This window comes from Micromonospora sp. NPDC005413 (genome assembly GCF_040606435.1).
In the GTDB taxonomy this organism is placed as follows: Bacteria; Actinomycetota; Actinomycetes; order Mycobacteriales; family Micromonosporaceae; genus Micromonospora.
Genome location: NZ_JBEXEV010000037.1, coordinates 33,063 through 57,165, shown reverse-complemented (window position 1 = coordinate 57,165; position 24,103 = coordinate 33,063). Strand labels below are relative to the sequence as shown.

Sequence of the window (24,103 nt, the reverse complement as noted above, 5' to 3'; positions counted from 1 at the left end):
TCAGGCAGCTTCCCGCTGCTCGGTGGTTTCGAAGCGGGGGTGCTGGTGAGCACGGTGCGCCCGATCACGAGGTCACGGCGGTTGCTCCTGACTGTCCCAGAGCCGGCGGTACTGGTCGACCCATTCGGCGAGAGTGCGCAGCGGCGCGGGGTCGAGTCGGCAGCGCCGCCACTGCGCCTCGCGGGTACGCACGATCAGCCCGGCGCGTTCCAGCACGGTGAGGTGTTTGGAGATCGCCTGGACGCTGATCGGAAACGGTTCCGCCAACTCGTTGACCGTCGCCTCACCGGTCGCCAGTCGGACGAGGATGGCGCGGCGGGTGGGATCGGCGAGGGCGGAGAAGACGCTGCTGACCGGCTCTGCCCTCACGTCGCTTTCAACTCCCTGGTTGATAAACCGACAGGTTGAATATAAACCTCAGCGGGCTCGCGTCACACCGTTCGTCGGAAGCCGGCCGAGCTGGGCGTGATTCGGGCCGGTGCCCGGGTATGAGGTGGTGGTCACCCCGACTCGACAGTCGAGAGGAAACCGACGTGGCGAGCATCCGCGCCCTCGTACTCAACTGCACTCTGAAGCCGTCGCCGACCCCGTCCAGTTGCGACCAGCTCGGCCGGGAGGTGCTGGCCGAACTCGCCCGGCAGGGCGTGGACGGTGAACTCGTCCGGGTGGTCGACCACGACGTGCGCTTCGGGGTGTCGACGGACGAGGGCAACGGCGACGGTTGGCCCGCGATCCGCGTCAAGATCCTGACGGCCCAGGTGCTCATCATCGCCACACCCATCTGGCTCGGTCAGCCGTCCAGTGTGTGCAAGATGGTCCTCGAACGCCTCGACGCCGAACTCTCCGAGACCGACGCCGAGGGCCGGCTCCGCACCTACGGCAAAGTGGCCGGCGTCGCGGTCGTCGGCAACGAGGACGGCGCCCACCACACCATCGGCCAGGTGCAGCAGGCACTCAACGAGGTCGGCTTCAGCTGCGCCGCGGCCGGCGCGACCTACTGGGTCGGTGAGGCTCTGCACAAGGTGGACTACCGCGACGCCGGCCCCAAGCCCGACACCACCGGTCGCACCACGAAAGCGCTGGCGCTCAACAGCGCCCACCTGGCCCGACTGCTCGCCGAGCAGCCGTACCCCCCGCCGGAGGCGCAGGACGCCGGCGTCAGCCCGAGCAACGAACCGGCCTGACCCTCGAGGTCACGCCGCGCCAGCGGGCGCCGCTCGACTACCCACTTCCGGTACGACGGACCGCTGCTCACCCGGCCTGTCGAACACCACGTCAGACGGACAACGCCCCTGCTGCTCCGCCTGTCGAGCTGCCCCACACATGGGGCGGGGCCTAAGCCCGCCGCTTCGGCCGCCATGTGCCCATCCAAGGCACAGGCGCGCTCTGAGGGCACTCGGACAGGCGCAGTTTCGGGGCAGGCCGAGAGAAGCGTCTGTCGGGGCAGGCCGAGAGGCGCGCGGTCAGCGCCAGCCGTAGCCGGCGCGCAGCGCCTGCCCGACCCGGTCGAACCGGGGCCGGTCCAGCACGGCGCCCTCGCGGCGGATGCTGTCCTCGCGCATGGTGAGCACCCGGTCGAGCCGGACCCAGCTCGGCCGGTTGTCCCGGTCCCACTCGCCGGGCCCGAGCGCGAACCAGTGCCGCTGCCCGTCCCGCTCGCTCTGACTGGACAGCATCAGCCCGAACAGCGTCCGGCTGTGCCGCCCGACGACCAGCACCGGCCGGTCCTTGCCCTGCCGAGGGTCGTCCTCGTACGGCACCCAGGTCCAGACGATTTCCCCGGGGTCGGCCTGGCCGTCCCGCTCCGGGGCGTAGGTTAGCTCCCGCCGCTGCAACGCGTTCACCTGGCGGGGACGGGCCACCCGCGCGGGGGCCGGCCCGGAACGCCGGGGCGACGGGAGCACCGCGCCCACTCGGGAGATGCGTTGCGCTACGTTCCTCAACAGACCAGCCACGGTCGGCAGCCTACCGGCCCCTGCGTGGGCCGCCGGAGTCGGCGGCGCTCCGGCAGACTGGCCCGATGAGTGAGCTGCCCGACGACCTGCCGATCCTGGAGCGGCGCGCGGTGCGCGTGGTGGTCCGTGACGACACCGACCGGGTGCTGCTGTTCCACACCCGCGACCCGGACCATCCCCGACTGGGCACCTGGTGGGAGCTGCCCGGCGGCGGCATGGACCCCGGCGAGACGTACCGCGACACGGCGGTGCGGGAACTACGCGAGGAAACGGGCATCACCGTGACCCCCGACCAGGTGGGTGCGCCGACCTGGCGGCGGCGGGCGAGCTTTCTGCACCGCCAGCTGCGCCACGTCCAGGACGAGCTGATCGTCGCCGTGAAGCTAACCGGCTCCGGGCCGGACGTGGATGAGGCGAACCGGCTCGACTACGAGCGGGAGGATTACTTCGGCTTCCGCTGGTGGCCGCTGCCGGAGGTGGTGGCCAGCCGGGAACGGTTCTACCCCGGGCAGCTCCCTCAGCTGATCACGCCCTTTCTCGCCGGCCAGGCTATCGACGAACCGTTCGAGCTGTGGTCGTGAGCGGGGCCGGTGAGGATGCCGGACCGGACGGCGGCGGGCAGAGTGGGGGCATGACGACCGACCTGCACGGGCCGCTCCGGGCGTACGCCGAGCGGTTGCACGCCACGATCGGCGACCGGCACCACGTCGCCTCCCCGCTCGGGGCCTGGCTGCTGCTCGCCCTCAGCGGCGCGGCGGCCGACTCCGACCCGGCGACCGCACCCGAGACGGCGCTCAGGGCGCTTGCGGAGGCCCTCGGCACCGACCTGACCAGCGCGACCGAGGTCGCCCGCAGGCTGCTGGACGCGCCGCATCCGCTGGTCGCGTCCGCGACCGCGCTCTGGCACCTGCAGGGTCGGGGCACCGACGGGACGACCGGGTGGCGGGCCGCGCTGCCCGCGACGACCGCGGTCGGCGCGCTACCCGACCAGGCCGGGTTGGACGCCTGGGCGCGCGAGCACACCGACGGCCTGATCGAGACGTTCCCCCTGAAGGTCAGCCCCGACGTGGTCTTCGCCCTGGCCAGCGCGCTGGCCACCCGGATCTCGTGGGCCGACCCGTTCGAGGTCGCCGACGCCCGCGCGCTCGGCCCGGGCAGCCCCTGGGCACGCGGGCTGCGCCGAGTGTTGCGCAGCCCGAGCCACGGCCACCGGTGCGCCATCGTGACGACCACGCGGGCCGGTGACGTGATCGTGCACGCCGCGCCCGCCCAGGCGGCCGATGGCGCGGGGCTGGTGGTGCTCTCGGTGGCCGCCGCACCGCAGGTGCCACCGGCCGATGTGCTGACCGTCGCGTACGACCTCAGCACCGGCGCGGCCGACGGCGCTCAACCGGCTGGCAGCCGCTCCCTGTTCGACCTGCCGCTCGGTGAGACTCCGCTGTGGACGCTGAGCGAGGAGCGGGTCCGGACCCGGTCCCGTGACGGCCGCGAGGAGCGACACAACGCCGTACTCCCCTGCTGGTCGGCCCGCAGCGAGCACGACCTGAGCGCGGAGCCGCTGGGCTTCCCAGCCGCCACGGCGGCGCTGGCAGGGGCGCTGGCCCAGCCGGTGCAGGCTTTCGAGGCGCGGCAGGTGGCGATGGCCCGGTTCGGCCGGTACGGCTTCGAGGCGGCGGCGGTGACCGGCATGTTCGGGCTGACCAGCCTGCCGCCGGAGGGTGTCGCCCGCACCGCCGAGTTGCGCTTCGGCCATCCGTACGCCGTGGTGGCCGTCGCCACCGACACCCGTGCCGACGGCGCGACCGGGCCGTGGCACGGGGTGCCGGTCTTCTCCGCCTGGGTCGCCGACCCGGAGGAGTTGCCCGACTCCGCGACGTGAGCCCAGCCCTATGCGATCGGTGGGCCCGGACAGGTGAAGAACACCCGCGCCTCCCAGCCTGGGACCAGATGGCCGTGACCATCATCGACCGTCGTCCGCTGGAATTCGGTGGTGTGAATCGTGGGCAGTCCGGCGTCCATGCCACAGGCCTCGCGGGCGCTCTGTTGCGCGATCGTCAGCGCCAGATATCTGTCGACATTCTGCCCTGAGGCCAGGCGCGATCCCGGCGGGGGCGGGGTGTAGGCGGCGGCTTCCTCCTGACCACCGTCGGTCACTCCGGTGCCCACGGCAGTCGTGTCGAATGCGCCGATTCCTCCACCGCCTGGGTGGATGCGCTCGGGCGGCGGGTGATGGACGGTGACCTCAGGCCCCCAACTCCGCTCACCTCTGCGCGTGACGAGCTTCTTGAGCTTGTCCCAGATTGTCATGTCGCTCCGTTCCCGGGGAGCGTCACCGAGAAGCTGCCCGCCGCCCTCATGGCGGCGCCCATTGCATCGTAAGTCGCGGCGGTTCCCGCAGCGACGCCGCTGAGGTGGTGTCAATAGCGGAATAGCGTTGATTGGAGCGACGCGGACGCATGACCCATACGCGACAGTGCGGGATTTTGGGTGTCACGTTCGGCAGGAGCACCTACGCGCGCCTCGATCGACTCCAGATCGCCGATGTGGGGGTGTGAACCTTCCCGGACACCGCGACATCGGGGATGTCGAGTGGATCTCGCTGCGGCGTGCGAGGACTGCGGCGTGCGAGGACTGCGGCGGGCGAGGACTGCGGCGTGCGACGGGGTCAGGTTCCGTACGGGCCGGGCGGGACGGACGCGGCACCGCCCTCGCCGTCACGGGGCAGTCGCGCCACCATCTCCCGGAACTCCCGTACGGTCACCGCCTCCCGCAGGGTCGCGAAGACGGCCCCGGTGCCGGCCCGTGCGGTGGCCTGGTCCACTGCGGCACGCTGCCCGACCCGTCGAAGAAACTCCGTCGGCCCGGCGTCCGGCGGCGGGGCCGCAACAGGCCCACCGACATCCAGGCCAACACCGGTGTCCAGCCCGTCCACGCCGGGATGACCACCGATGGACAGCCCGTCCACGCCGGTATCCGGACCACCGATGGACAGCCCGTCCACACCGGGATCCGGACCACGGGGCGCGGCGGCCGGGTCAGGGGCCCAGTCCGGGCCAGCCGGGTCAGGGGCCAGGTCCCGGCCGGCCTGCGCTGCCGCATCGGGGGCCAGGTCCGGGCCGGTCAGGTAGCCGTCGACCTCGTCCGGAAGGTGCCCGGCGAGGTCGTCGGGCACGCCGCCGGTCACTCGTTCGGCCATCGTCTGAAGCACCGCGCGGGCGACAGCGGCGGCCTGCTCGATCGGCAGGCCGGACCGTCGGGACACCGCGTCGATGAAGAGCGGAAACCCACCGTAGGCGCTGTCGGTCACGCCGGGCGCTTACCCCCGGCCGGTGCCGGCAAACTGCGTCGTCAGCGCAGCAGGTCCGCCGCCACGAGGTGATCGAAGATGAGCTGGTCGACCGGCGAGGTGCGGTGTCGGTCCGCGTACCCGAGCCAGGCCATCTCGGCGATCTCGTTGGCCGGGAGCAACTGCCCCCGGTAGCCGGCCCGGTAGCAGGTCATCCGCACGATGGTGTCGGCCGCGTGCCCGTGTGCCTGAGCCGTGAACGTGCCCAGGTGCACCGCGCCCCGCATGTCCACCTCGACGCTCAACTCCTCGTCGATCTCCCGGCGCAGGGTCTCCAGGTCGGTCTCCCCCGGCTCTCTTTTGCCACCGGGCAGGTACCAGACGTCCTTGTCCCGGGATCGGGTGCTCAGCACCCGCCCGTCCTCGATGAGGATCCAGGCCACCTTGTCGATCTCGCGCATGATGCTCCTTCCGGCCGCGGGGACCGGGCACGCTACCACCCGGCAGCGCCCGAAAGCCGGCCGGCAGCAGACGAGCACCGGCCGGGACCGGGTTCAGCCGGCGTCGGGATCCGGCCCGTCGGCCAGCAGGTCGAGCAGCAGCGCGGCGGTCCAACCGAACGCCGGCGAACCCAGCCCGGCGCCGGTGTCCGGGTGGAAGTACTCGTGACAGCCGGCACCGGCCACCAGCCCGATCATCGACCGGCGCAGCCCGGCGGCCAGTTCCGGATGCCCGTGCGTGAGCAGCCCGCGCCGCACCAGCCAACCGATGTTCAGCCAGCTCGGCCCGCGCCAGTAGCGCACCGGTTCGAAGTCGGGCGCGGTCCGGTCGTGGCTGGGCAGCGGGCGCTCCATTCGCCGGGCCACCCCGAAGCGGGCCGACCGGGCCTCGACGACCAGCGCGTCGGCCTGCCGGGCGGGCAGGTCGGGCAGGATCAGCGGTGTCAGCCCGAGCACGGTCCGGGCGCGGACCAGTCGGTCGCTGCGCAGGTCACGGGGCTGGAACGTGCCGGTGCTCGGGTCGTACAGCCGTCGTACCAGTGCATCGGTGATCCGGGCCGCGCGGACCCGGTGGGGCCCAGGGTCGTCGCCGATGAGCGCGGCGATCTCGGCGAGGGCGTGTTCGGCAGCCCCGAACGCGGCGTTGAACAGCGGGCACTCCACCAGGAACGGATGATCGTCGGCCAGGTCGCGGTCGGTGTAGCCGTGGTCGCGGTAGGCCGCGACGATCGCCAGGTAGCGCGCGTAGTCCAGGTCCGTGGGGCGGTGCGCGGCGTCGGCGTGCGTGGTGTCATGCCGACGGTACGCGCGCATGACGGCCGCCTCGGCCGGGACCGCGGCCATCGGCTCGTCCCAGGCCGGGCTGTTGTCCAACCCGGACTCCCACGGGTGCACGATGCAGACCAGCCCGTCGCCGGCCACGTCCCGCCGGTCGGCCAGGTAGCGCTGCTGGGCGACCAGCGCCGGATAGAGCCGGCGCAGCGCTGCCAGGCCCGCCGGGTCGGGTGCCCGCCGGTACGCCAGCCACGCGGCGAGCGCGTGCACGGGCGGCTGGACCAGGCCGGAGGTGTCCACGGTCGGTGTGCCCTGGGCGTTGGCCGAGCGCCACATCTCCGGCCCCGGAAAGTACGCGCCGACCCGCATCGCCGGGTTGAACACGATGTGCGGCACCCGTCCGTCGGCCCACTGCGCCCGGAACAGGCTCGCCAGCTCCTGCCAGGCCCGTTCCGGGCGAGCCTGGGCCAGCCCGATCGCGATGAACGCGGAATCCCAGCTCCACTGGTGCGGGTAGAGCGTGCGCGAGGGCACCGTGTGGTCGTGCTCCCAGTTGGCGTCGAGTGTGTCGACCGCGAGTCGGCGCAGACCGGCCAGGTCGGCCGGCCCACCGATGCGGGCCGAAGCGGCACCGGCGGTCATGCGGCGGCCCGCCGGGGCAGCGCGTGTCGCAGCACCGTCGCGGCCTGCTGCAGAGCCCGGACGGGGTCGCCGCGCAGCCGGCACTCCAGCGCCAACCACCCCCGGTAGTCCAGCTCCAGCAGGGTACGCACCAGTGCCGACCAGTCCAGGTGCCCTGCGCCCGGCTGGTACCGGTTGGAGTCGCTGACCTGCACGTGCCCGAGGTACGGCGCGGCGGCGCGCAGCGCGCGGTGCATGTCGTCCTCCTCGATGTTCATGTGGAAGGTGTCGGCGACCACCCGGACCGAGGGCAGCCCGAGCGCGGCACAGAGCACGACCGCCTCGTCGAGCCGGTTGACCATGTGGTCCTCGTACCGGTTGAGGGGTTCCAGGAAAAGGGTGACCCCCTCGGCCCGGGCGTGCTCGCCCAGCTCGCCGAGGGCGTCGAGGAGCACCTGCCGGTCGCCGGCCGGCTGGCGCGGCGGCTCGAACGGCGGTAGTCGCCGGGAGAACATCCCCCAGGCGGCCGGGGTCATCGCCCCGACGCCGCCCAGCTCGGCGATCACCGAGAGCTGGGAGCGCAGGTTGCGGATCGCGTCGGCGGACCGGGCGGGGTCGAAGTCGCCGATGAAGTGGTCCATTTCGACGCAGACGGTGGGCATCACCACCCCGGCGGCGCGGGCTCGGCGCAGCTCCGGCAGCCGGCGGGCGAACGCGAGGTCACCGCGCCCGCGTAGTTCGATGCCCTGGTAGCCGAGGGCGGCCGCGAGGGCGTACTTCTGGATCAGGTTGGTGCCCGGCAGGAGTTGTTCCTGGCAGGCCAGCGCGATGGTGGTCATTTAGAACCTCAGCACGACTTGGAGGACGTCACCGGCGCCGCGGTCGAGCAGCGCGAGGGCGTCGGCGACCGCGCTGGCGTCGACGATGTGGCTGACCAGCGGCAACGGGTCGACGCTGTGCTCAGCCACCAGGTCCATGAAGGTCTGCGCCACCCGGTCCCCGGTCCACCGGCCGGCCATGCTCGGCGCGGGGGTGGGCCCGGAAACCTGGGCGGCCACCAACTGGATGCGGTTGTGGTGGAACTCCTCGCCGAGGCCGAGCGCGTCGGCCTGGCCCTGGTAGAAGCCGGCGGCCACGACCCGGCCGGCGTGTGCGGTGGATCGGATCGCCTCGTGCAGCGCCGGGTACGCACCGGACAACTCCAGGCAGACGTCCGCGCCCCGGCCATCGGTGGCCCGACGCAGCACGGCGGCGGCGGACTCGGCACCGGCGTCCACGGTGGATCGGGCGCCGTACCGGGCGGCGTGCTCCAGCCGGTCGGGCACCCGGTCGACGGCCACCACCCGTGCGCCGGAGAGCACGGCGAGTCGGGTGGCGAGCAGACCGATCACGCCCTGCCCGAAGACACCGACCCAGTCACCGAGGTGCAGGTCGGCGGCGAGCACAGCGGTCAGCGCGATGGCGCCGGGCCGGGCGAAGACCGCGGCGAGCGGGTCCAGCCCGGCGGGTAACGGACGGACCGCCCCGGCGGGAAGCACCGCCTCGGCCCGGTGCCCCCAGATGCCCCACACGAGCTGCCCCGGGTGCCGGTCGGTGATCTCCGGCGCGACCTCGACGACCTCGCCGACCTCCTCGTAGCCGAAGCCGATCAGCGGGTAGGGCACCGGGGTCTGTCGGGGCACGAACATCCGGGCGGCGTCGTCCCAGTCCTTGCTGAGCCGAGGATTGCTGCCCCGATAGAGGGTCAGCTCGGTGCCGGCGGAGATGCCCGAGTAGCAGGTGCGGACTCTGACCTGGCCGGGGCCGAGCGGATCTGGTGGGCAGGGCTCGAGGCTGATCTGTCGAGGCCCGGCGAGAGAGACAACCCAGTTGGCCATGTGTCACATCCCGGTAGCACTGGGCTCCAGGATAGCAAAAAATCGCAATATGTCTTGTCATTGATCTATCGAAGGTGTTGAATCCGGCATGTACCCTTCGAGAGGAGTGCCACCGATGTCAGCACCTCCGAGGCGGATACTCGCCACCACCCTGATCATGGCACTGGCAACGTCCACCCTGCTGGCCTGCGGCGACGACGAATCGGACAGCAACAGCAAGAAGATCACCGTGTGGAGCCTGGAAGACGTCGCCGACCGGGTCACCGCCACCAAGGCGATCATCGCCGACTTCACCGCCAAGACCGGGATCCAGGTCGACCTCGTGACCGTCAACGAGGATCAGTTCCCCTCCCTGATCGCTGCCAACGCCGCCGCCGGCGACCTGCCCGACGTGGTCGGCTCGGTCTCCCTGGCCGGCATCCGTACGCTCGCCGGAAACGAGCTGCTGCACGCCTCGGCGAACGCGGAGGTCGTCGACAAGCTGGGCCGGCAGACGTTCTCCCCCCGAGCGCTGGAGCTCACCGCCGACGACGGCAAGCAGCTCTCCGTGCCCAGCGACGGGTGGGGGCAGCTGCTCGTCTACCGCAAGGACCTGTTCGCCGCCGCCGGCCTGCCCGCCCCCGACACGTACGAGCGGATCACCGCCGCCGCGGCGAAGCTGAACACCGGCGGCGTCGCCGGGATCACCGCGGCGACCGCCCCCAGCGACGTGTTCACCCAGCAGACCTTCGAGCACCTGGCACTTGCCAACGGCTGCCAGCTCACCGACGACGCCGGGGCGGTCACCCTCGATTCACCGCAGTGCGTCGAGGCATTCCGCTTCTACGGCGACCTGATCCGCACCAGCTCGGTGAAGGGCGCGCAGGACGTGGACACCACCCGGGCCACCTACTTCGCCGGCAAGGCGGCCATGGTGATCTGGTCGCCGTTCATCCTCGACGAGCTGGCCGGGCTGCGCAACGACGCCAAACCGACCTGCCCCCAGTGCCAGGCCGACCCGGCGTTCCTGGCGAAGAACAGCGGGTTCGTCACCGCGATCAAGGGCCCGAACGGCACCGAGCCGGCACAGTACGGCGAGATCAGCTCATGGGCCGTGCTGGACGGCGCGGCGGCCGACCCCGCGAAGTCCTTCGTGGAGTACATGCTCAGCGACGGCTACCCCCGCTGGTTCGGCATGTCCCCCGAGGGCCGCTTCCCCGTACGCAAGGGCACCCAGGCCGAGCCGGAGGCGTACCTGACCCAGTGGAACACCAGCCAGGCCGGCGTGGACGCGAAGAAGCCCCTCGCCGACGTGTACGGCGACGAGGTGCTGGCCACGCTGCGCCGCAGCCCGGACACCTTCGGGCGGTGGGGGCTCAGCCAGGGGCAGGGCAAGCTGGTCGGCGCCATGCTCGGCGAGTTGCCGGTGCCCAAGGCGTTGAACGACGTCGTCTCCGGCAAGTCCGACGCGGCGGCCGCCGCCGCCCGCGCCAAGAAGGACGTCGACGCCATCAAGGCGGGCGTCAATTGACCACCACCGCACCCGGCCCCGGCCGCTCCCCCACCCGGGAGCGGCCGGCACCGGCCCGCCGCCGACCACTGACCCTGCGCCGCCGCGAATCCCGTGCCGGGCTCGCGCTGGTCGCACCGACCCTGCTCGTCACGATCGCCGTGATCGGCATCCCGATCGTGTGGACCGTGGTGCTCGCCTTCCAACGGGTCCGGCTCGCCACGCTGCGCAAGACCGGCCTGTTCGGCGAGTTCACGATGGACAACATCGACCGGGTGCTGCACACCCCCGGCTTCGCCGACACGCTGTGGGTCACCCTGATCTACAGCCTCGGCGGCACCGTCGGGTCGATCCTGCTCGGTCTGGTGGCCGCCCTGGTGGTCCGCCGGCCGTTCCGGGGCCGCACCCTGGTCCGGGCGTCCATGCTGCTGCCGTACGTGGCACCGGTGGTCGCGGTGACCTTCGTCTGGCAGGTGATGCTCGACCCGCAGCTCGGCATCGTCAACCACTGGGGTCAACGGCTGCTCGGCTGGGACGCGCCGGTGCCGTTCCTGTCCCAGGAGTCGACCGCACTGACCACGGTGATCGTGTTCGAGGCGTGGCGGTACTTCCCGTTCGCGTTCCTGTTCCTGCTGGCCCGGCTCCAGGCGGTGCCCGGCGAGTTGGAGGAGGCCGCCCGGGTCGACGGCGCCACCCCCACCCAACGGTTCCGGCACATCCTGCTGCCGCAACTGCTGCCGGTGATCGCCCTGCTGGGCGTGCTGCGCTTCATCATGACGTTCAACAAGTTCGACGACGTCTACCTGCTCACCGGTGGCGCGGCGGGCACCGAGGTGGTCAGCGTGCGGGTGTACGAGTTTCTCACCGCCCGTACCGACATCGGCGCCGCTGCCGCGCAGGCGGTCGTGCTGGCCGTGGTGCTCATCGTGTTCGTGCTGATCTATCTGCGCTTCTTCGGACGGAGGGTGAGCTGATGGACCGGGACGTCGTCGAGACGGTGAGCCTGCGGTGGCTGCGCCGCCTGGTGATCGCCGTGTTCCTGGTGGTCACCATCTTCCCGTTCTACTACATGCTGGTGCTCTCGATGCGCCCCATCGAGCGCCTGCTGCTCGACCCCGGTTCGCTGGTGGTCGGCTTCGGTGAGCTGACCGTCGCCACGTACGCCGAGGTGCTCAAGGCCACCGACGACGGCGGCCAGGGGTTCCTCACCTTCATCCGCAACAGCGGGGTGGTCGCGGTCGCGGCGACCCTGCTCACCCTGCTGGTGGCGATCCCCGGGGCGTACGCGGTGGCCCGGCTGCGGTTCTTCGGCCGGCGACAGGTCGACTTCCTGTTCCTGGCGGTCTACCTGTTCCCGTCGATCGTCATCGCGATCCCGCTGTTCGTGGTCTTCACCCGGGCCGGGCTACGCGGCTCGCTGTTCGGCCTGGTGCTGGTCTACATCTCGCAGACGCTGCCGGTCTCGGTCTACATGCTGAAGAACTACTTCGAGACCATCCCGGTCAGCCTGGAGGAGTCCGCCGCCATCGACGGCGCCGGCCGACTCGGCATCATTCGGCGGGTCAGCCTGCCGCTCGCCATGCCGTCGATCATGGCGGTCGCGCTGTACGACTTCATGATCGCTTGGAACGAGTTTCTCTTCGCCCTGCTGTTCCTGGTCGACAAGCCCGACCGGTGGACGGTGTCGTTGGGGCTGTCCCTGCTCTCCGACGGGGTGGAGGTGCCCAAGACGGTGCTGATGGCCGGGTCGGTCGTCCTCACCCTGCCGATTGTGATCCTGTTCTTCGCCAGTGAACGGCTGCTCACCGAAGGGCTGACCAGCGGCGCGGAGAAGGGATGATCGTCTCCCCCGGGTCCCCGGCCGCGGCCCCGCCGGCCCGGTTACGGTGGCCTCATGGCCAACCCGACCCGCTGGGCGACCGACACCGGTCCCGAGCACTCGCAGTGGTATATCGACCGGTTCCGGAAGCTCGCGGCCGACGGCGCGGACCTGGCCGGCGAGGCCCGACTGGTGGACACCCTGGTCGAGCCCGGCTCACGGATTCTCGACGCCGGCAGCGGCACCGGCCGCGTCGGTGCCGCGCTGGCCCAGCGCGGGCACACCGTGGTCGGGGTGGACGCCGACCCCGCGCTGGTGGCTGCCGCCCGCGCCGACCATCCCGGCCCCACGTGGCTGGTCGCCGACCTCGCCGAGTTGGACCTACCGGCGATGGGTGAGACGGAGCCGTTCGACGCGGCGGTGCTGGCCGGCAACGTGCTCGCCTTCGTCGCCGTCGGCACCGAGCCGGAGGTGCTGCGCCGGGTCGCCGGGCACCTGCGGCCCGATGGCGTGTTGGCCGTGGGCTTCGGCACCGAGCGTGGTTACCCGCTGAACGCCTTCGACGCCGACGCGGTGGCCGCCGGGCTGCGCGTGGAGCAGCGCTTCGCCACCTGGGACCTGCGCCCGTGGCGCGACGACGCCCCGTTCGCGGTCAGCGTCCTGCGCCGCCCGGCCGACTGACACCCGGCCCGGCCCCGGTCGGGCCGGTCACCCTCAGTCCGGGGCGGCGACGGCCCGCGCGGCAGCCGGGTCCAGGGTGGCGCCGGCGGGCACCAGGCTGACCAGGCCGGCCGGCAGCCGCAGCGGGTGCACATCGCGATAGCCGAGCATCGCGAGCACCTCACGGTCGGCCAGCGCGTACCGACGGCCCAGGTCGGTGACCACGGAGACCGCGCCGCCGGACGCGCCGGGCGCCGCGGCGGCCTCGACGACCGCGCCGCGACCCGGCTCCACCACCACATGGTCGGCCAGCACCGCGCCGCCGGTCGGCGCGGTCCGCGGCACGGCCGCCAGGTCCCGCAGCGGTACGCCCCAGCGCACCTCACCAACCCCACCGTCGTCGGCGATGCGGGTGCAGAGTGCCCCGTCGTCGCCGGCCGCGAGCCGGGGCGGGGTCGGTGGTGGGGCGGTCGGGCCGCTCGGGGCGAGATCGGGCACCGTGGGCAGTGCGGCGAACCGGCCCAACGTCATCGGCTCCGGCTCACCCTGCCCGGTGCGGGCCAGCAACAGCCCCGCCTGCAACTCGGAGATGCCGGCCAACCCGGCGTCGAGGGCCACCGCGTACTGCCGGCCGCCGCCGGAGTTGCTCACCAGGTAGACCGTGCCGATCGTGGCGCCCGGCACCCGAGTGGCGGGCCGGCCCAGGTCGGGCAGGTTGAGCGGGGCGAGGTCGGTGCCGGTGGGCAGCGAGTTGAGCAGGGCGGGTGCCACCGGCACCGCCTGTGCCCGGGTGGTGGCGAGGGCCGCCAGGACCCGGCTGGGATCGCGGACGAGGTAGCGCCGTTGGTGCCAGACCAGGTGCAGCCCGCCGTCGGGGTGGCGCAGCAGCAACGCGTCGTCGCCCAGCGGCCGGCCACCATCCGATTCGGTGCCGATCAGCAGCGCGGAGCGGGGCCTCTCGCCGCCCGCGCCGGTGGGGACCGTCGAGCAGACGGTCCACGCCGCGGTGGCCAGCCGGCCGGGGGCGGGCAGCGAATCGGGGGCATCGGCGATGCCCAGCGGCAGCCCGCGCGGCACGCCGTCGATCGTGCGTCGGGAGACCAGCACGGTCTTCGACCTGTCCGCGCCGACGATGAGCAGCGCCGAGGCGTAGTTGAGCACCGGGTGCAGCTTCTGCTCGCGATAGACGAACCGGGCGCCGGACTCCTTCTCCACGATCACCGCGCCCGGGTCGCGCCACCCTTTGCCGCCACCGGCGAACAGGCCGTAGAGCGCCGAGCCACCGAGCCCGATCGCCGCGACCAGCACACTGGCCAGGCCGGCGCCGGCCAGCCGCCGAAACGGCGATTGCGCGGGGTCGGTCTCCCGCATGACCAGGGCGGCGACGGCTCGCTGGACGCTGAACTGGTAGGAGTGCAGCTGGTCCTGCCGCGACGGCATGAGGTCCCTTCCGGTGGATCGGCCGGGCACAGAATATGCGTTGCGTCGATGTCCCGTGGACCCTGCGTGGCCGTCACGGGGCAACCGGTACCATCCGGGGACGAATCCGGCGGCGAGAGGGCACCCGTGGGCGCGCGTTTCGAAGAGCTGGCCTGGCGGGAGACCCCGATCGGCGCGATCAGCCTGCGCCGACGCCGGGATCTGGCACTCCAGGTCGAGGTGTACGAGGTCAAGCTCGACGACGAGTACCTGATGTCCAGCCTCTTCCCGGTCGCGGAGATCGAGCTGGCCCGGCTGGGTCTCGCCGAGGTTGCCGGTGAGTCGCTGGACGTGGTCGTCGGCGGTCTCGGGCTGGGATACACCGCCTGCGCGGCGCTCGGCGACCCGCGGGTGCGTTCGCTGCTGGTGGTGGAGGCCATCGAGGACGTGATCGACTGGCACCGTCGAGGGTTGCTGCCGTTCGCGGCGGGGCTTGCCGAGGACCCGCGGACCCGGTTCGTGCAGGCCGACTTCTTCGCGGCGGTGGCCGGCGAGATCGGCTTCGACGCCGAGGTGCCCGGGCGGCGGTTCGACGCCGTGCTGCTCGATGTCGACCATTCCCCGCGCAACGTCCTGCACCCCAGCCACGCCGCCTTCTACCCGCCGAGCGGGTTGCGCCGGCTGGCCGCCCTGCTCCGCCCGGAGGGGGTCTTCGCGCTCTGGTCGGACGACCCGCCGGACGCCGAGTTCACCGCGGCGCTCACCGAGGTGTTCGCGAGCGTGCGGGCGCACGTCGTACCGTTCGCCAACCCGCTGACCGGCGGCGAGTCCGCCAACACCGTCTATGTGGCGCGCACCGGGGGCTGAGCCCACTCGTCCCGTCGCTCGCGCATGGTGCCGGCCGGATCGGGAAGGTGGCCCGGGGGTCGCCGCCGCGGGCGCGACCGGTTACCGGAGGTGGACATGCGTGCACTGCTCTGGGTCGTCGGCGTCGTCGCCGGTGTGCTGATCCTGCTCGGGTTGCTCCTCGAAGCCGTCCGCTGGTTGATCATCATCGGGCTGATCGCGCTGGTCGTGGTGATCATTCTCGGCGTGGTCAAGGGGCGGCAGGCGATGCGTCACCAGACCCGCCGACGGTGACACGGGGCGCTCAGAACCAGTCCGCGCGCATGTCGAGGGTCGTCCGGTCCCGGCTGTCCAGCAGGTCGAACTGCGGGCCGGTACGAGGCAACTCGACCATGAAGAAGTAGCGTGCGGCCTGCCGCTTGCCGGCGTGGAACGCGTCACCGGCCCCCTCGGGCGGCAGCGCCAGCACCTGCTCCAGCCACATCCACGCGATCACCACGTGCCCGACCGCCTCCAGGTAGGTGCTGGCGTTGGCCAACGCGAGCACCGGGTCACCGTCGGCCCAGAGTCGACGGGTGACCGCGTTGACGCGGTCCACCGCAGCGGCCAGCCGGTCCGCCAGACCGGCCGCCTCGCCCCCGGTCTGCCGGGCCCGCTCGATCGTGTCCCCGATCGTCCCGGTCAGCAGGGCGAGACCCGCGCCGTCCTTCATGATCATCTTGCGCCCCAGCAGATCCAGCGCCTGGATGCCGTGGGTGCCCTCGTGGATCGGGTTGAGCCGGTTGTCCCGGTAGTGCTGCTCCACGTCGTGATCGCGGGTGTAGCCGGCACCGCCGAGCACCTGGATCGCCAGGTCGTTGGCGGCCAGGCACCACTGCGACGGCCAGCTCTTGGTGATCGGGGTGAGCACGTCCAACAGCAGGTGCGCGCGCTCGCGGTCGACGTCGGCCGGGGCGGTCCTCTGCTCGTCGAGCAGCCGCGCGCAGTAGAGCACCAGCGCCAGCGCCCCCTCCACGTAGCTCTTCTGTGCCAGCAGCATCCGCCGTACGTCGGGGTGGTCGATGATCGGCACCTGCGACGCGGTCGGGTCCTTCGCGCCGACCGGTCGGCCCTGCGGCCGCTCCTTGGCGTACGCCAGGCTCTTGAGATAGCCGGTGTAACCCAGCGCGGTGGCGCCGGCCCCGACCCCGATCCGGGCCTCGTTCATCATGTGGAACATCTGCGCCAGACCCTGATGCGGCGCGCCCACCAGGTGGCCGACCGCACCGGCGCGGCCGCCCGGGGTGTGCCCGCCGTCGCCGAAGCTGAGCAGGGTGTTGGTGGTGCCCCGGAACCCCATCTTGTGGTTGAGCCCGACCAGCACCACGTCGTTGCGGTCGCCGAGCGACCCGTCCGGGCCGACAAGCACCTTGGGCACGATGAACAGCGAGATCCCCTTCACGCCGGGCGGCCCGCCGGGGATCCGCGCCAGCACCAGGTGGACGATGTTCTCGGCCAGCTCGTGGTCGCCACCGGAGATCCACATCTTGGTGCCGAAGAGCCGGTACGAGCCGTCCGCCTGGGGCTCGGCGCGGGTGGTGATGTCGGCCAGTGAGCTGCCGGCGTGCGGCTCGGACAGGCACATGGTGCCGAAGAACCGGCCGTCCAGCATGGGCCGGACGTAGGTGTCCACCTGCTCGGCGCTGCCGTGCGCCAGCAGCAGGTTGGCGTTGCCCAGGGTGAGGAACGGGTACGCCGAGGTGGCCACGTTGGCGGCCTGGAACCAGGTGAAACAGGCCGCCGCGACAGCGTGCGGCAACTGCAGACCGCCGACTGACGCGTCCAGCCCGGCGGTGAGCAGGCCCGTCTCGGCGAAGCTGTCCAGCGCCGCGCGGACCTGCGGGATCAACCGCACCCGCTGCCCGTCGAAGGTGGGCTCGGCGAGGTCCGCGGCGCGGTTGTGCGGAGCGAACTGCTCGGTGGCGACCCGCTCGGCGAGGTCCAGGGCATCGTCGAAGGTCTCCCGGGAGTGCTCTGCGTAGCGGGGGCGCTCGACGAGCGTGGACACGCGCAGCCAGTCGTGCAGCAGGAAATCGAGGTCGCGACGGGAGAGCAGGGTGGACGGCACGGCGCTCCTCAGCGGGCACGGGGGTGGGTCGGTCCGGGGCGACGGCCCGCCGTCACCCCCGGCCCATCCTGGCGGATGGGCCTGGTGCACACCACCGGCCCGGCCGCCCTCGCCGAGCGGAAGTTGTCACACCTGCCGCCTAGAGTCACCGCCTGTGACCGCACCCGGAGACGTCCCGCCCGAGGTCCTCGACCGGTTGCGGCCCATCTGCCGCGAGCTGCCGGAGACCTACGAGGAGCCGGCCTGGGTGGGCACCCGCTGGCGGATCCGCAAGCGGACCTTCGCCCACGTGCTCACCGTCGACCCCGACCGCCAGGTGGCCCACGCCCGCGCCGCCGAGGTCGACCAGCCCGCCTGCCTGCTGACCTTCCGGTCGCCACCCGATGAGATCGCCGGGCTCCTGGGCTGCGGGCACCCCTTCTACAAACCGGAGTGGGGCCCGACCGTGATGGGCATGGTCCTGGACGCGGACACCGACTGGGACGAGGTCGCCGAGTTGCTCACCGAGAGCTACCGCATGCTGGCCCCGAAGCGGCTCGCCGCCCTGGTCGGCCCTCCGACCCCGCCGACCGCCTGAGCCCTGACGGCGGCCGGCGGTTTCGCCCGGCATGCTCCGGGGATACCGCGCTGGATGGTCGGATCCGTCGGCCACCGGCTGGAGCCGAGGACGCCGTCGGGCGGGTGAGGAGCGGGCCGATGTCCACGCTGCCCACCGAGGAGGATCCCCGGTTGGTCCCGGTTCTCAGCGAGGACCGGGTGTGCACCGGCGTGACATCCCTGCGAGGGCGGGTCTTCCTGAGCTACCCGTCGGCGGACAGGCCCGGCGTACAGGTGGTCGAGGCGCTGCCGGACGGCGGCCGCAAACCGTACCCGGATGCCGCGTGGAACGAGGCGGGCCAGTCGCCGGACGGCGCGTTCGTTCACGTCAACGGGTTACGTGCCGGGCCGGACGGCCGACTATGGATCATTGACTCGGGTGCGCCGCAGATCGGCGGCCAGCAGGTGCCGGGCGGGGCTCGGCTGATCGTGGTCCACCCGGACGGCGATCGGGTGGACCGGGTCTACCACCTTGACGAGGCGGTGCACCCGACCAGCTACGTCGACGACGTCCGATTCAACGGCGCCATCGCGTACCTCACCGACGCGGGGGCGCCCGGCCTCATCGTGCTCGAACTCGAATCGGGTCGGGCCCGGCGGGTGTTGGACGGTCATCCGAGCACGGTGGGCGGGCCGTTGGTAGCCGACGGGCGTGCGCTGCGTGATCCGGGCGGTGCTGAGGTGCACGTGCACGCCGACCAACTGGAGGTGTCGCCCGACGGCCGCTGGCTCTACTACCAACCGGCCTCCGGCGGCATGTCCCGGATCGCCACCCGCTGGTTGGACGACCCGTCGGTGTCCACGGATGAGATGGCCCGGCGGGTCGAACGGTGGTGTGACACACCCAGCACCGGCGGCACGGCGATCGACGCCACCGGCACCATCTACCTGAGCGACGTGGAACGTCGGCGTGTCCTCGCCCTCGCACCGGACCGCAGCGTGCGCATCCTCGTCGCCGACCCCCGGCTGGCCTGGGTGGACGCGATGTGGCTCGATGCCGATGCCCAGCTCTGGATGCCGGCAGCCCAGCTGCACCTGACCGCCGGGCTCAACGGTGGGCAGTCGGCGGTCGACTACCCGATCCAGATCTATCGAATGCCGGTCGACGCCGAGCCGCCCCCACTGGACCGTGCCTGATCTCCGGGTTGTCGCAGGTGGGCGCTAGGGTCCCGGTCATGGCTGATTTCGTGCTGGTGGCGGGTGCGTGGCTGGGGTCGTGGGCATGGGACGAGGTGGTGCCGCCGCTGCGCGCGGCCGGCCACGGCGCCCATCCGCTGTCCCTCTCCGGTCTCGCCGAGAAGCGGAGCGCGCCCGCCGGGCAGCAGACCCACGTGCAGGACATTGTCGATGAGATCGAGCGGCGCGATCTGCGCGACGTGGTGCTGGTCGGGCACAGCTATGCGGGCATCCCGGTGGGTCAGGCCGCCGAGCGCATCGGCGACCGGTTGACCCGGGTGGTCTTCGTCGACTCGGAGGTGCCGGTCGACGGCGGGTCGTTCGCGTCCGGCTGGTGGCAGGGCTCCGCGGCGTTCGAGGCGCTGATCGCCGACAACGGCGGCGACTGGCCGCCCCTCGGCGCGGCCGACCTCGACGGTCAGGGGCTCACCGATGCACAGATCGCCCGCCTGATCGAGGACTCCACCCCGCACCCGGGCGCAACGCTGACCGAGCCGGCCGTGCTGACCCGGCCGCTGGGCGAGCTGCCGGCGACGTACGTCAAGTGCCTGCTCGACGGGCCCGAGCCCAACGAGACCGTGGCCAAGCTGCTGACCAGCGAGCAGTGGCGGCTTGTCACCATGGCCACCGGCCACTGGCCGATGTTCTCCCAGCCCACTGAGCTGGCCCGGCTGCTGCTGGCGGAGGCCGGCTGAGTTGCGGCCGAGCGCCGGCCACCTCGATCCGCTTCGCGGCTCAGGTGGCCGGCTCGTCGATGGTGGCGATGTGCCGTATCGGCGACGCGAGCAACCAGAGCACGGCGAGCACGCCCCCCAGACCGGCGATGACCAGGGTCGGCCGCAGCCCGATGGTGGTGCCCAACGCACCACCGACCAGCGCGCCGAGCGGTCGGATGCCGTAGTTGACGGCGCTGTACGCACCGGCGCGCCGGCCCCGCGCGTCGTCGGGTGTCACCGCGGTGATGAGGGCGTTCAGGTTGACGTCCATCAGCATCACCCCGACGCTGGAGACCAGCTCGATGGCCGCCAACATGGCCACCTTCGTCCAGGTCGGGCCGGACACCGCCGCGGTCAGCGCCAGGGGCGCAGGAAAGAGCACCACGCCGATCATGGCGGTACGGCCCAACCCGATGGCGCGCGAGATCCGTGGGGCCAGCGCCGCGCCGGCCAGGCCTCCGAGCGCGCCGAAGCCGAAGGCGATGCCGATGGCGCCGGCTGACAGGTCGAGTTCACGGCTGGCGTAGAGCACCAGCAGGGCGGTGGCGATGAAGGTGAAGAAGTTGACAGTGCTGGTGCAGCCGAGGGCGGCGCGCAGCACCGGGTGCCGGAGCACCAGCACGAGCCCTTCGCGGACCAGGCCCATGGTGGACGACCGGCGCGGCGGTGGAGGCGACTCGGTCACCGGGATGCGGCTGAGCAACAGCGCGGAGCCCAGGAAGGACACCGCGTTGACGACGATCGCGACCGGCGCGGTGAACGCCTGGACCAGTCCCCCACCGACGGCCGGGCCGGCGATGAACGACAGGGACCGGCTCATGCTCAACTTGCTGGTCGCGTCCACGTAGGACGATCGCGGCACCAGGGCCACGAAGAACGCCTGATGCGCCATGGCGAACAGCACCGCCCCGGCGCCGGTGAGCAGTGCCACCAGGTAGAGCTGCGTGAGGGTCACCGCGTCGAACAGGTAGGCCACCGGCAGGCTGAGCAGCACCGCCGCGCGGATCAGGTCGGCGATGATCAGGAGCCGCCGCTTGTGGGTGCGCTGGTCCACCCAGGCGCCGAGGAACAGGCCCAGCAGGTTGGGCAGCCAGATCAGCGCGGTGAGGACGCTGACCTGCACCGGCGTCGCGGTGAGCAGGGAGACGGCGATCAGTGGCAGGGCCAGTTCGCCGATCCGGTCACCGAACTGGGCGATCGTCTGGCCGGACCAGAAGGTGCGGAACCGCCGGTCCCGGTGCAATGCCAACGGGGGCGCGGTGGCGGTGGCGGTCATGACGCGGCCGGCTCGTCGCCGGGCTCGGGCAGGAGGTAGCGCAGCATCCGGACGCGCCGCGCCTCGGCCGGTGACGCGTCCTCGTCGTCCTTGCGCCGCACGTACGGGGCGAGCAGTTCCTCGACCGCGGCCTCCAGTTGCCGCAGCTCGTCGGGGGTGGCCACGAACTGGGTGTCGGCCACCCCGGCCAGCCCGCGCCACTGCGCGTCCAGCCGGGGTTCGTCGTGCAGCAGCCACTGCTGCGGCACCTCGGCGGAGCGGGCGAACATCTCGCCGCGCAGCTGACGGGCCGCGGCCTGCCCCTCGGCGTCGTCGGGCAGCGTGAAGCGGAAGCCCCGGGCGGCCGCCTGCCACCAGCGTTCGCGCTTGCTGGTGGTGCCCTCCGCGTCGGTGACCAGGCCGAAGGTCGCGAGGTGCCGCAGGTGCCAGCTGACCACCGACGGTGTGGCACCGACGTGTGGCGAGAGGCCGGTGGCGGTGGCCGGGCCGTGTCGCTGGAGGCGGTCGAGGATGGCCAGCCGGACCGGGTGGGCCAACGCCCGCAGCGCCTGCGGCTCGGTGATCTCGAAATCCCCGTACGGGTTCTTGAGAGACATGTCTCGAAAGTAGTCTCTCAGATCGCGGCGGGCAACCCCGGGCCGCTCCGGGGTGCCACGATGATCAGGCGATCCCCAACCGCGCCAGCGGCTCGACCAGCTCACGCTCCTCGTAGCTGAGGTGCGACAGCAGGGCGTCGGTCAGCAGGTCCACCGCTGCCCGCAGCTCGGTCAGGCCGTCCGGGGATCCGACGTACGCGACCAGTGCCTGGTCGACGCCCTCCAGCACGTCGTGGATGACGTGGTGTTCCTGCTCCAGCCGGTCGACGACCGGGCCGAGCCGGGGATCACGCGACCGCAGCCGGGGAAAGAGCGACTGGTCCTCGATCGTGTGGTGGGTGGTGACGATGCGGCAGTACGACTCGCAGTAGACGCCGAGCGTCCACCGGTTCTGCCGCATGGTCATCGTGTTGATGTGGGACCGGGCCGCACCGGCGTCGATCTCGCCGGCCGCCACCTGCTCGATCAGGTCGTGGATCTGAGCCAGCTCGGCGCGCAGGCCGTCGTGGATCTGCACCAGGTGCGCACCGGTGGCCTGCTCGTGCGGGGTGTAGGTGCGGTCCGGGTCGGGCGTCGGCCCGGTCGGCCGTGCCGACTCGTCCCAGACCTGCTGGTCGCTGCGCCGCACACCGTCGTCGGGGGTCGGCACCACGGCGAACGCGCCGCCGGTCACGGTCGCGCGGCTCGGCCGCACCGGCGGCGCAGCCACCGGCTCCGGCTCCGGCTCCAGCTCCGGCTCTGGTGCCGGCGTACTCTCCGGTGCCGCAGCTCGGTCGCGCTCGGCCGCCACCAGCTCGCGGACGGCGGGGGCCACCTCGCCAGCGAACCGGCGCAGGTCGTCGGGGTCGTCGCTGCCGAGGATGAAGGTGCTGACGCCCTCCCCCAGCGCCAGCTCGGCCAACTCCTGCACCCACTGGTCGGCGGGCCCGTTCAGCGTGCCACTCCCGACGGCCGAGAACTGGCCGGAGATGTTGAGCAGCCGGCGCACGTCCTGGGGTGAGCGGCCGGCCTGCTGGGCGGCATCGTCGATGATCGCGTTGCCCTTGGCCAGGTCACCGGGCTGGAGGTAGCCCAGTGAGGGCAACCAGCCGTCGGCCCGGCGACCGGTGAGCTGGAGCATCCGAGGCTTGTACGCGCCCAGCCAGATCGGCACCGCGTGCGCCGGAGCGGGGCCGCGCTTGGCGCCCATCACCTGGTAGAACTCGCCGTCGACACGAACCCCACCACGCGTTTCGGCGTCCCAGAGCTGGCGGATGACCTCGATGGCCTCCTCCAACGCTCGTACGCCCTGCCCGGGGGTCAACCGTCGGCCACCCATCGCCTCGATGGCATCCCAGAACGCTCCCGCGCCGAGGCCGAGGCTGACCCGGCCACCGCTGAGCAGGTCCAGGCTGGCCACGCTGCGGGCGAGCACCGCCGGCGGGCGCAGCGGCAGGTTCGTCACGTTCGCCGCCACGTGCACACGGCTGGTCCGGGCAGCGACGAAGCTCAGCAACGTCCAGGTGTCGAGGAACGCCGGCTGGTACGGGTGGTCCTGGAAGGTGACCAGGTCGAGCCCGACCTGCTCGGCCAGGACGGCGACGCCGACCGTGCGGTCCGGATTGTCACCGCTGGGGGTGACGAAGGATCCGAAGACCAGGTCATGGCCGTAGTCGCTCATCTGCGAGCCTCCCGATTCACGCGACGCCTCGGGCGATGCGTCATGACCTCAACCTTATGCCATACAGAACATCTGCTGCCAACAAGGTCTGAGTCACTGCGCTACTGTCGGGGGATGACGGGTGCCACACACCGGCGGGACCGGCCCGATCCGCTCGACGACGACCTGGGCTGGATGCTCGGGATCGTCTTCCGGGGCTACGTCCGGGCGGCCGAGCACGCGCTCACCGACTTCCCCGGCGGTCCGCGCGGCTACCAGTTGCTCACCGCAGCGATCAACGGGCCAGCCCGCAACCAGGGTGCGATCGCCGAGGAACTCGGCATCGACCGCACCGTCCTCACGTACCTGATCGACGACCTGGAGCAGCCCGGGTTCGTCGCCCGTCGGGCGGACCCGGCCGACCGGCGAAACCGGCTCATCGACGTCACCGACGCCGGCCGCGCCGCGTGGGAGCAGCGGCGGTCGGCACTACGGCAGGTCGAGTCCCACCTGCTGGGGGCGCTCGCGCCAGCCGAGTCGGCGACGCTACGGGCACTCCTGCAGCAGGTCGCCTGCTCGGCCCAGGCGGTGGACCCGTTGCGTGACCTCTGCGAGGTTGTGGCGCAGGTGCAGCCCACTGCGGCACCGGCGGTGCCCGCCCCGAGCCGCGCTGACGCCGCAGCCGTGGGCGGCGGGCGGACGGCCACTCCCCGAGCCCGTCGCCGCAGCACCGACTGAAACCGGGCCACG

The 24,103-nt window shown here is 72.1% G+C and carries 26 protein-coding genes; 13 read left to right on the top strand and 13 right to left on the bottom strand.

The annotated features are described in order from the left end of the window. Positions 1-72 precede the first annotated feature (72 nt). Positions 73-369, bottom strand: a complete 297-nt coding sequence (locus tag ABZS37_RS28155; RefSeq protein WP_355173841.1) for a metalloregulator ArsR/SmtB family transcription factor — start codon at positions 367-369, stop codon at positions 73-75. A gap of 164 nt (positions 370-533) precedes the next feature. Here ABZS37_RS28155 and ABZS37_RS28150 point away from each other — a divergent pair, with 164 nt between their 5' ends. Further along, positions 534-1,184 (top strand): NAD(P)H-dependent oxidoreductase, encoded by a 651-nt coding sequence (locus tag ABZS37_RS28150; protein WP_355173839.1) that lies wholly within the window; start codon positions 534-536, stop codon positions 1,182-1,184. Positions 1,185-1,463: 279 nt separating this feature from the next. Here the strand turns inward: ABZS37_RS28150 and ABZS37_RS28145 are convergent, their stop codons facing one another. After that, positions 1,464-1,955: a type II toxin-antitoxin system PemK/MazF family toxin gene (locus tag ABZS37_RS28145; RefSeq protein WP_354997634.1), complete on the bottom strand. Its 492-nt coding sequence runs from the start codon at positions 1,953-1,955 to the stop codon at positions 1,464-1,466. A gap of 65 nt (positions 1,956-2,020) precedes the next feature. Between ABZS37_RS28145 and ABZS37_RS28140 the strand changes: the two genes are divergently transcribed. Further along, a complete protein-coding gene (locus ABZS37_RS28140) occupies positions 2,021-2,536 on the top strand; it encodes an NUDIX domain-containing protein (protein ID WP_355173837.1) in 516 nt (171 codons plus the stop codon). A 50-nt stretch (positions 2,537-2,586) separates the two neighbouring features. Further along, positions 2,587-3,834 carry a hypothetical protein gene (locus tag ABZS37_RS28135; RefSeq protein WP_355173835.1) on the top strand — a complete coding sequence of 416 codons (1,248 nt, stop codon included), beginning with the start codon at positions 2,587-2,589 and terminating at the stop codon, positions 3,832-3,834. 8 nt (positions 3,835-3,842) lie between these two features. On the opposite strand, the gene ABZS37_RS28130 is transcribed toward ABZS37_RS28135, so the two are convergent. From ABZS37_RS28130 to ABZS37_RS28105, 6 genes are all read right to left on the bottom strand, one after another. After that, positions 3,843-4,262: a hypothetical protein gene (locus tag ABZS37_RS28130; RefSeq protein WP_355173833.1), complete on the bottom strand. Its 420-nt coding sequence runs from the start codon at positions 4,260-4,262 to the stop codon at positions 3,843-3,845. A gap of 358 nt (positions 4,263-4,620) precedes the next feature. Further along, the gene (locus tag ABZS37_RS28125; protein WP_355173831.1) at positions 4,621-5,262 is read right to left on the bottom strand and encodes a DUF2267 domain-containing protein; all 642 of its coding nucleotides are present in this window, start codon (positions 5,260-5,262) and stop codon (positions 4,621-4,623) included. A 41-nt stretch (positions 5,263-5,303) separates the two neighbouring features. Continuing rightward, positions 5,304-5,702, bottom strand: a complete 399-nt coding sequence (locus ABZS37_RS28120; protein WP_355173829.1) for an NUDIX domain-containing protein — start codon at positions 5,700-5,702, stop codon at positions 5,304-5,306. Between the two features lie 93 nt (positions 5,703-5,795). Further along, entirely contained in the window at positions 5,796-7,157 is a 1,362-nt protein-coding gene (locus tag ABZS37_RS28115) for a hypothetical protein (RefSeq protein WP_355173827.1), read from the bottom strand. Continuing rightward, positions 7,154-7,975: a sugar phosphate isomerase/epimerase family protein gene (locus tag ABZS37_RS28110; RefSeq protein ID WP_355173825.1), complete on the bottom strand. Its 822-nt coding sequence runs from the start codon at positions 7,973-7,975 to the stop codon at positions 7,154-7,156. The genes ABZS37_RS28115 and ABZS37_RS28110 overlap by 4 nt, the downstream gene beginning before the upstream one ends. Further along, positions 7,976-9,013, bottom strand: a complete 1,038-nt coding sequence (locus ABZS37_RS28105) for a zinc-binding alcohol dehydrogenase (protein WP_354997627.1) — start codon at positions 9,011-9,013, stop codon at positions 7,976-7,978. A gap of 115 nt (positions 9,014-9,128) precedes the next feature. Here ABZS37_RS28105 and ABZS37_RS28100 point away from each other — a divergent pair, with 115 nt between their 5' ends. From ABZS37_RS28100 to ABZS37_RS28085, 4 genes are read left to right on the top strand one after another with little or no spacing between them, the layout of a single operon-like run. Continuing rightward, complete coding sequence (locus tag ABZS37_RS28100) at positions 9,129-10,523, top strand: extracellular solute-binding protein (RefSeq protein WP_355173823.1); 1,395 nt, start codon at positions 9,129-9,131, stop codon at positions 10,521-10,523. Beyond that, complete coding sequence (locus tag ABZS37_RS28095; protein WP_354997625.1) at positions 10,520-11,476, top strand: sugar ABC transporter permease; 957 nt, start codon at positions 10,520-10,522, stop codon at positions 11,474-11,476. Before ABZS37_RS28100 ends, ABZS37_RS28095 begins: the two co-directional genes overlap by 4 nt. Next, a complete protein-coding gene (locus tag ABZS37_RS28090) occupies positions 11,476-12,342 on the top strand; it encodes a carbohydrate ABC transporter permease (protein ID WP_354997624.1) in 867 nt (288 codons plus the stop codon). The genes ABZS37_RS28095 and ABZS37_RS28090 overlap by 1 nt, the downstream gene beginning before the upstream one ends. A gap of 54 nt (positions 12,343-12,396) precedes the next feature. Next, positions 12,397-13,002: a class I SAM-dependent methyltransferase gene (locus ABZS37_RS28085; RefSeq protein ID WP_355173821.1), complete on the top strand. Its 606-nt coding sequence runs from the start codon at positions 12,397-12,399 to the stop codon at positions 13,000-13,002. Positions 13,003-13,035: 33 nt separating this feature from the next. Here the strand turns inward: ABZS37_RS28085 and eccB are convergent, their stop codons facing one another. Next, a complete protein-coding gene (eccB, locus tag ABZS37_RS28080) occupies positions 13,036-14,421 on the bottom strand; it encodes a type VII secretion protein EccB (RefSeq protein ID WP_355173819.1) in 1,386 nt (461 codons plus the stop codon). A 126-nt stretch (positions 14,422-14,547) separates the two neighbouring features. On the opposite strand from eccB, the gene ABZS37_RS28075 reads away from it, so the two are divergent. Further along, positions 14,548-15,267 carry a spermidine synthase gene (locus tag ABZS37_RS28075; protein WP_355173817.1) on the top strand — a complete coding sequence of 240 codons (720 nt, stop codon included), beginning with the start codon at positions 14,548-14,550 and terminating at the stop codon, positions 15,265-15,267. Positions 15,268-15,363: 96 nt separating this feature from the next. Then, the gene (locus ABZS37_RS28070; protein ID WP_355173815.1) at positions 15,364-15,540 is read left to right on the top strand and encodes a hypothetical protein; all 177 of its coding nucleotides are present in this window, start codon (positions 15,364-15,366) and stop codon (positions 15,538-15,540) included. A 10-nt stretch (positions 15,541-15,550) separates the two neighbouring features. Here the strand turns inward: ABZS37_RS28070 and ABZS37_RS28065 are convergent, their stop codons facing one another. After that, positions 15,551-17,353 carry an acyl-CoA dehydrogenase gene (locus ABZS37_RS28065; protein ID WP_355173813.1) on the bottom strand — a complete coding sequence of 601 codons (1,803 nt, stop codon included), beginning with the start codon at positions 17,351-17,353 and terminating at the stop codon, positions 15,551-15,553. 154 nt (positions 17,354-17,507) lie between these two features. Here ABZS37_RS28065 and ABZS37_RS28060 point away from each other — a divergent pair, with 154 nt between their 5' ends. From ABZS37_RS28060 to ABZS37_RS28050, 3 genes are all read left to right on the top strand, one after another. Continuing rightward, positions 17,508-17,930: an MmcQ/YjbR family DNA-binding protein gene (locus tag ABZS37_RS28060; protein WP_355173811.1), complete on the top strand. Its 423-nt coding sequence runs from the start codon at positions 17,508-17,510 to the stop codon at positions 17,928-17,930. Positions 17,931-18,049: 119 nt separating this feature from the next. Then, positions 18,050-19,087, top strand: a complete 1,038-nt coding sequence (locus ABZS37_RS28055; RefSeq protein WP_355173809.1) for an L-dopachrome tautomerase-related protein — start codon at positions 18,050-18,052, stop codon at positions 19,085-19,087. Positions 19,088-19,125: 38 nt separating this feature from the next. Further along, positions 19,126-19,821, top strand: coding sequence for an alpha/beta hydrolase (locus ABZS37_RS28050; protein WP_355173807.1), 696 nt, complete (start codon positions 19,126-19,128; stop codon positions 19,819-19,821). Positions 19,822-19,861: 40 nt separating this feature from the next. Here the strand turns inward: ABZS37_RS28050 and ABZS37_RS28045 are convergent, their stop codons facing one another. From ABZS37_RS28045 to ABZS37_RS28035, 3 genes are all read right to left on the bottom strand, one after another. Beyond that, positions 19,862-21,118: an MFS transporter gene (locus ABZS37_RS28045; protein ID WP_355173805.1), complete on the bottom strand. Its 1,257-nt coding sequence runs from the start codon at positions 21,116-21,118 to the stop codon at positions 19,862-19,864. After that, positions 21,115-21,714, bottom strand: coding sequence for a helix-turn-helix domain-containing protein (locus ABZS37_RS28040; protein ID WP_355173803.1), 600 nt, complete (start codon positions 21,712-21,714; stop codon positions 21,115-21,117). Before ABZS37_RS28040 ends, ABZS37_RS28045 begins: the two co-directional genes overlap by 4 nt. Before the next feature lie 64 nt (positions 21,715-21,778). Continuing rightward, on the bottom strand, positions 21,779-23,374 hold the full coding sequence (locus ABZS37_RS28035) for an LLM class flavin-dependent oxidoreductase (RefSeq protein WP_355173801.1): 1,596 nt from the start codon (positions 23,372-23,374) through the stop codon (positions 21,779-21,781). Between the two features lie 114 nt (positions 23,375-23,488). Between ABZS37_RS28035 and ABZS37_RS28030 the strand changes: the two genes are divergently transcribed. Beyond that, positions 23,489-24,091 carry a MarR family winged helix-turn-helix transcriptional regulator gene (locus tag ABZS37_RS28030; RefSeq protein ID WP_355173799.1) on the top strand — a complete coding sequence of 201 codons (603 nt, stop codon included), beginning with the start codon at positions 23,489-23,491 and terminating at the stop codon, positions 24,089-24,091. Positions 24,092-24,103 lie beyond the last annotated feature (12 nt).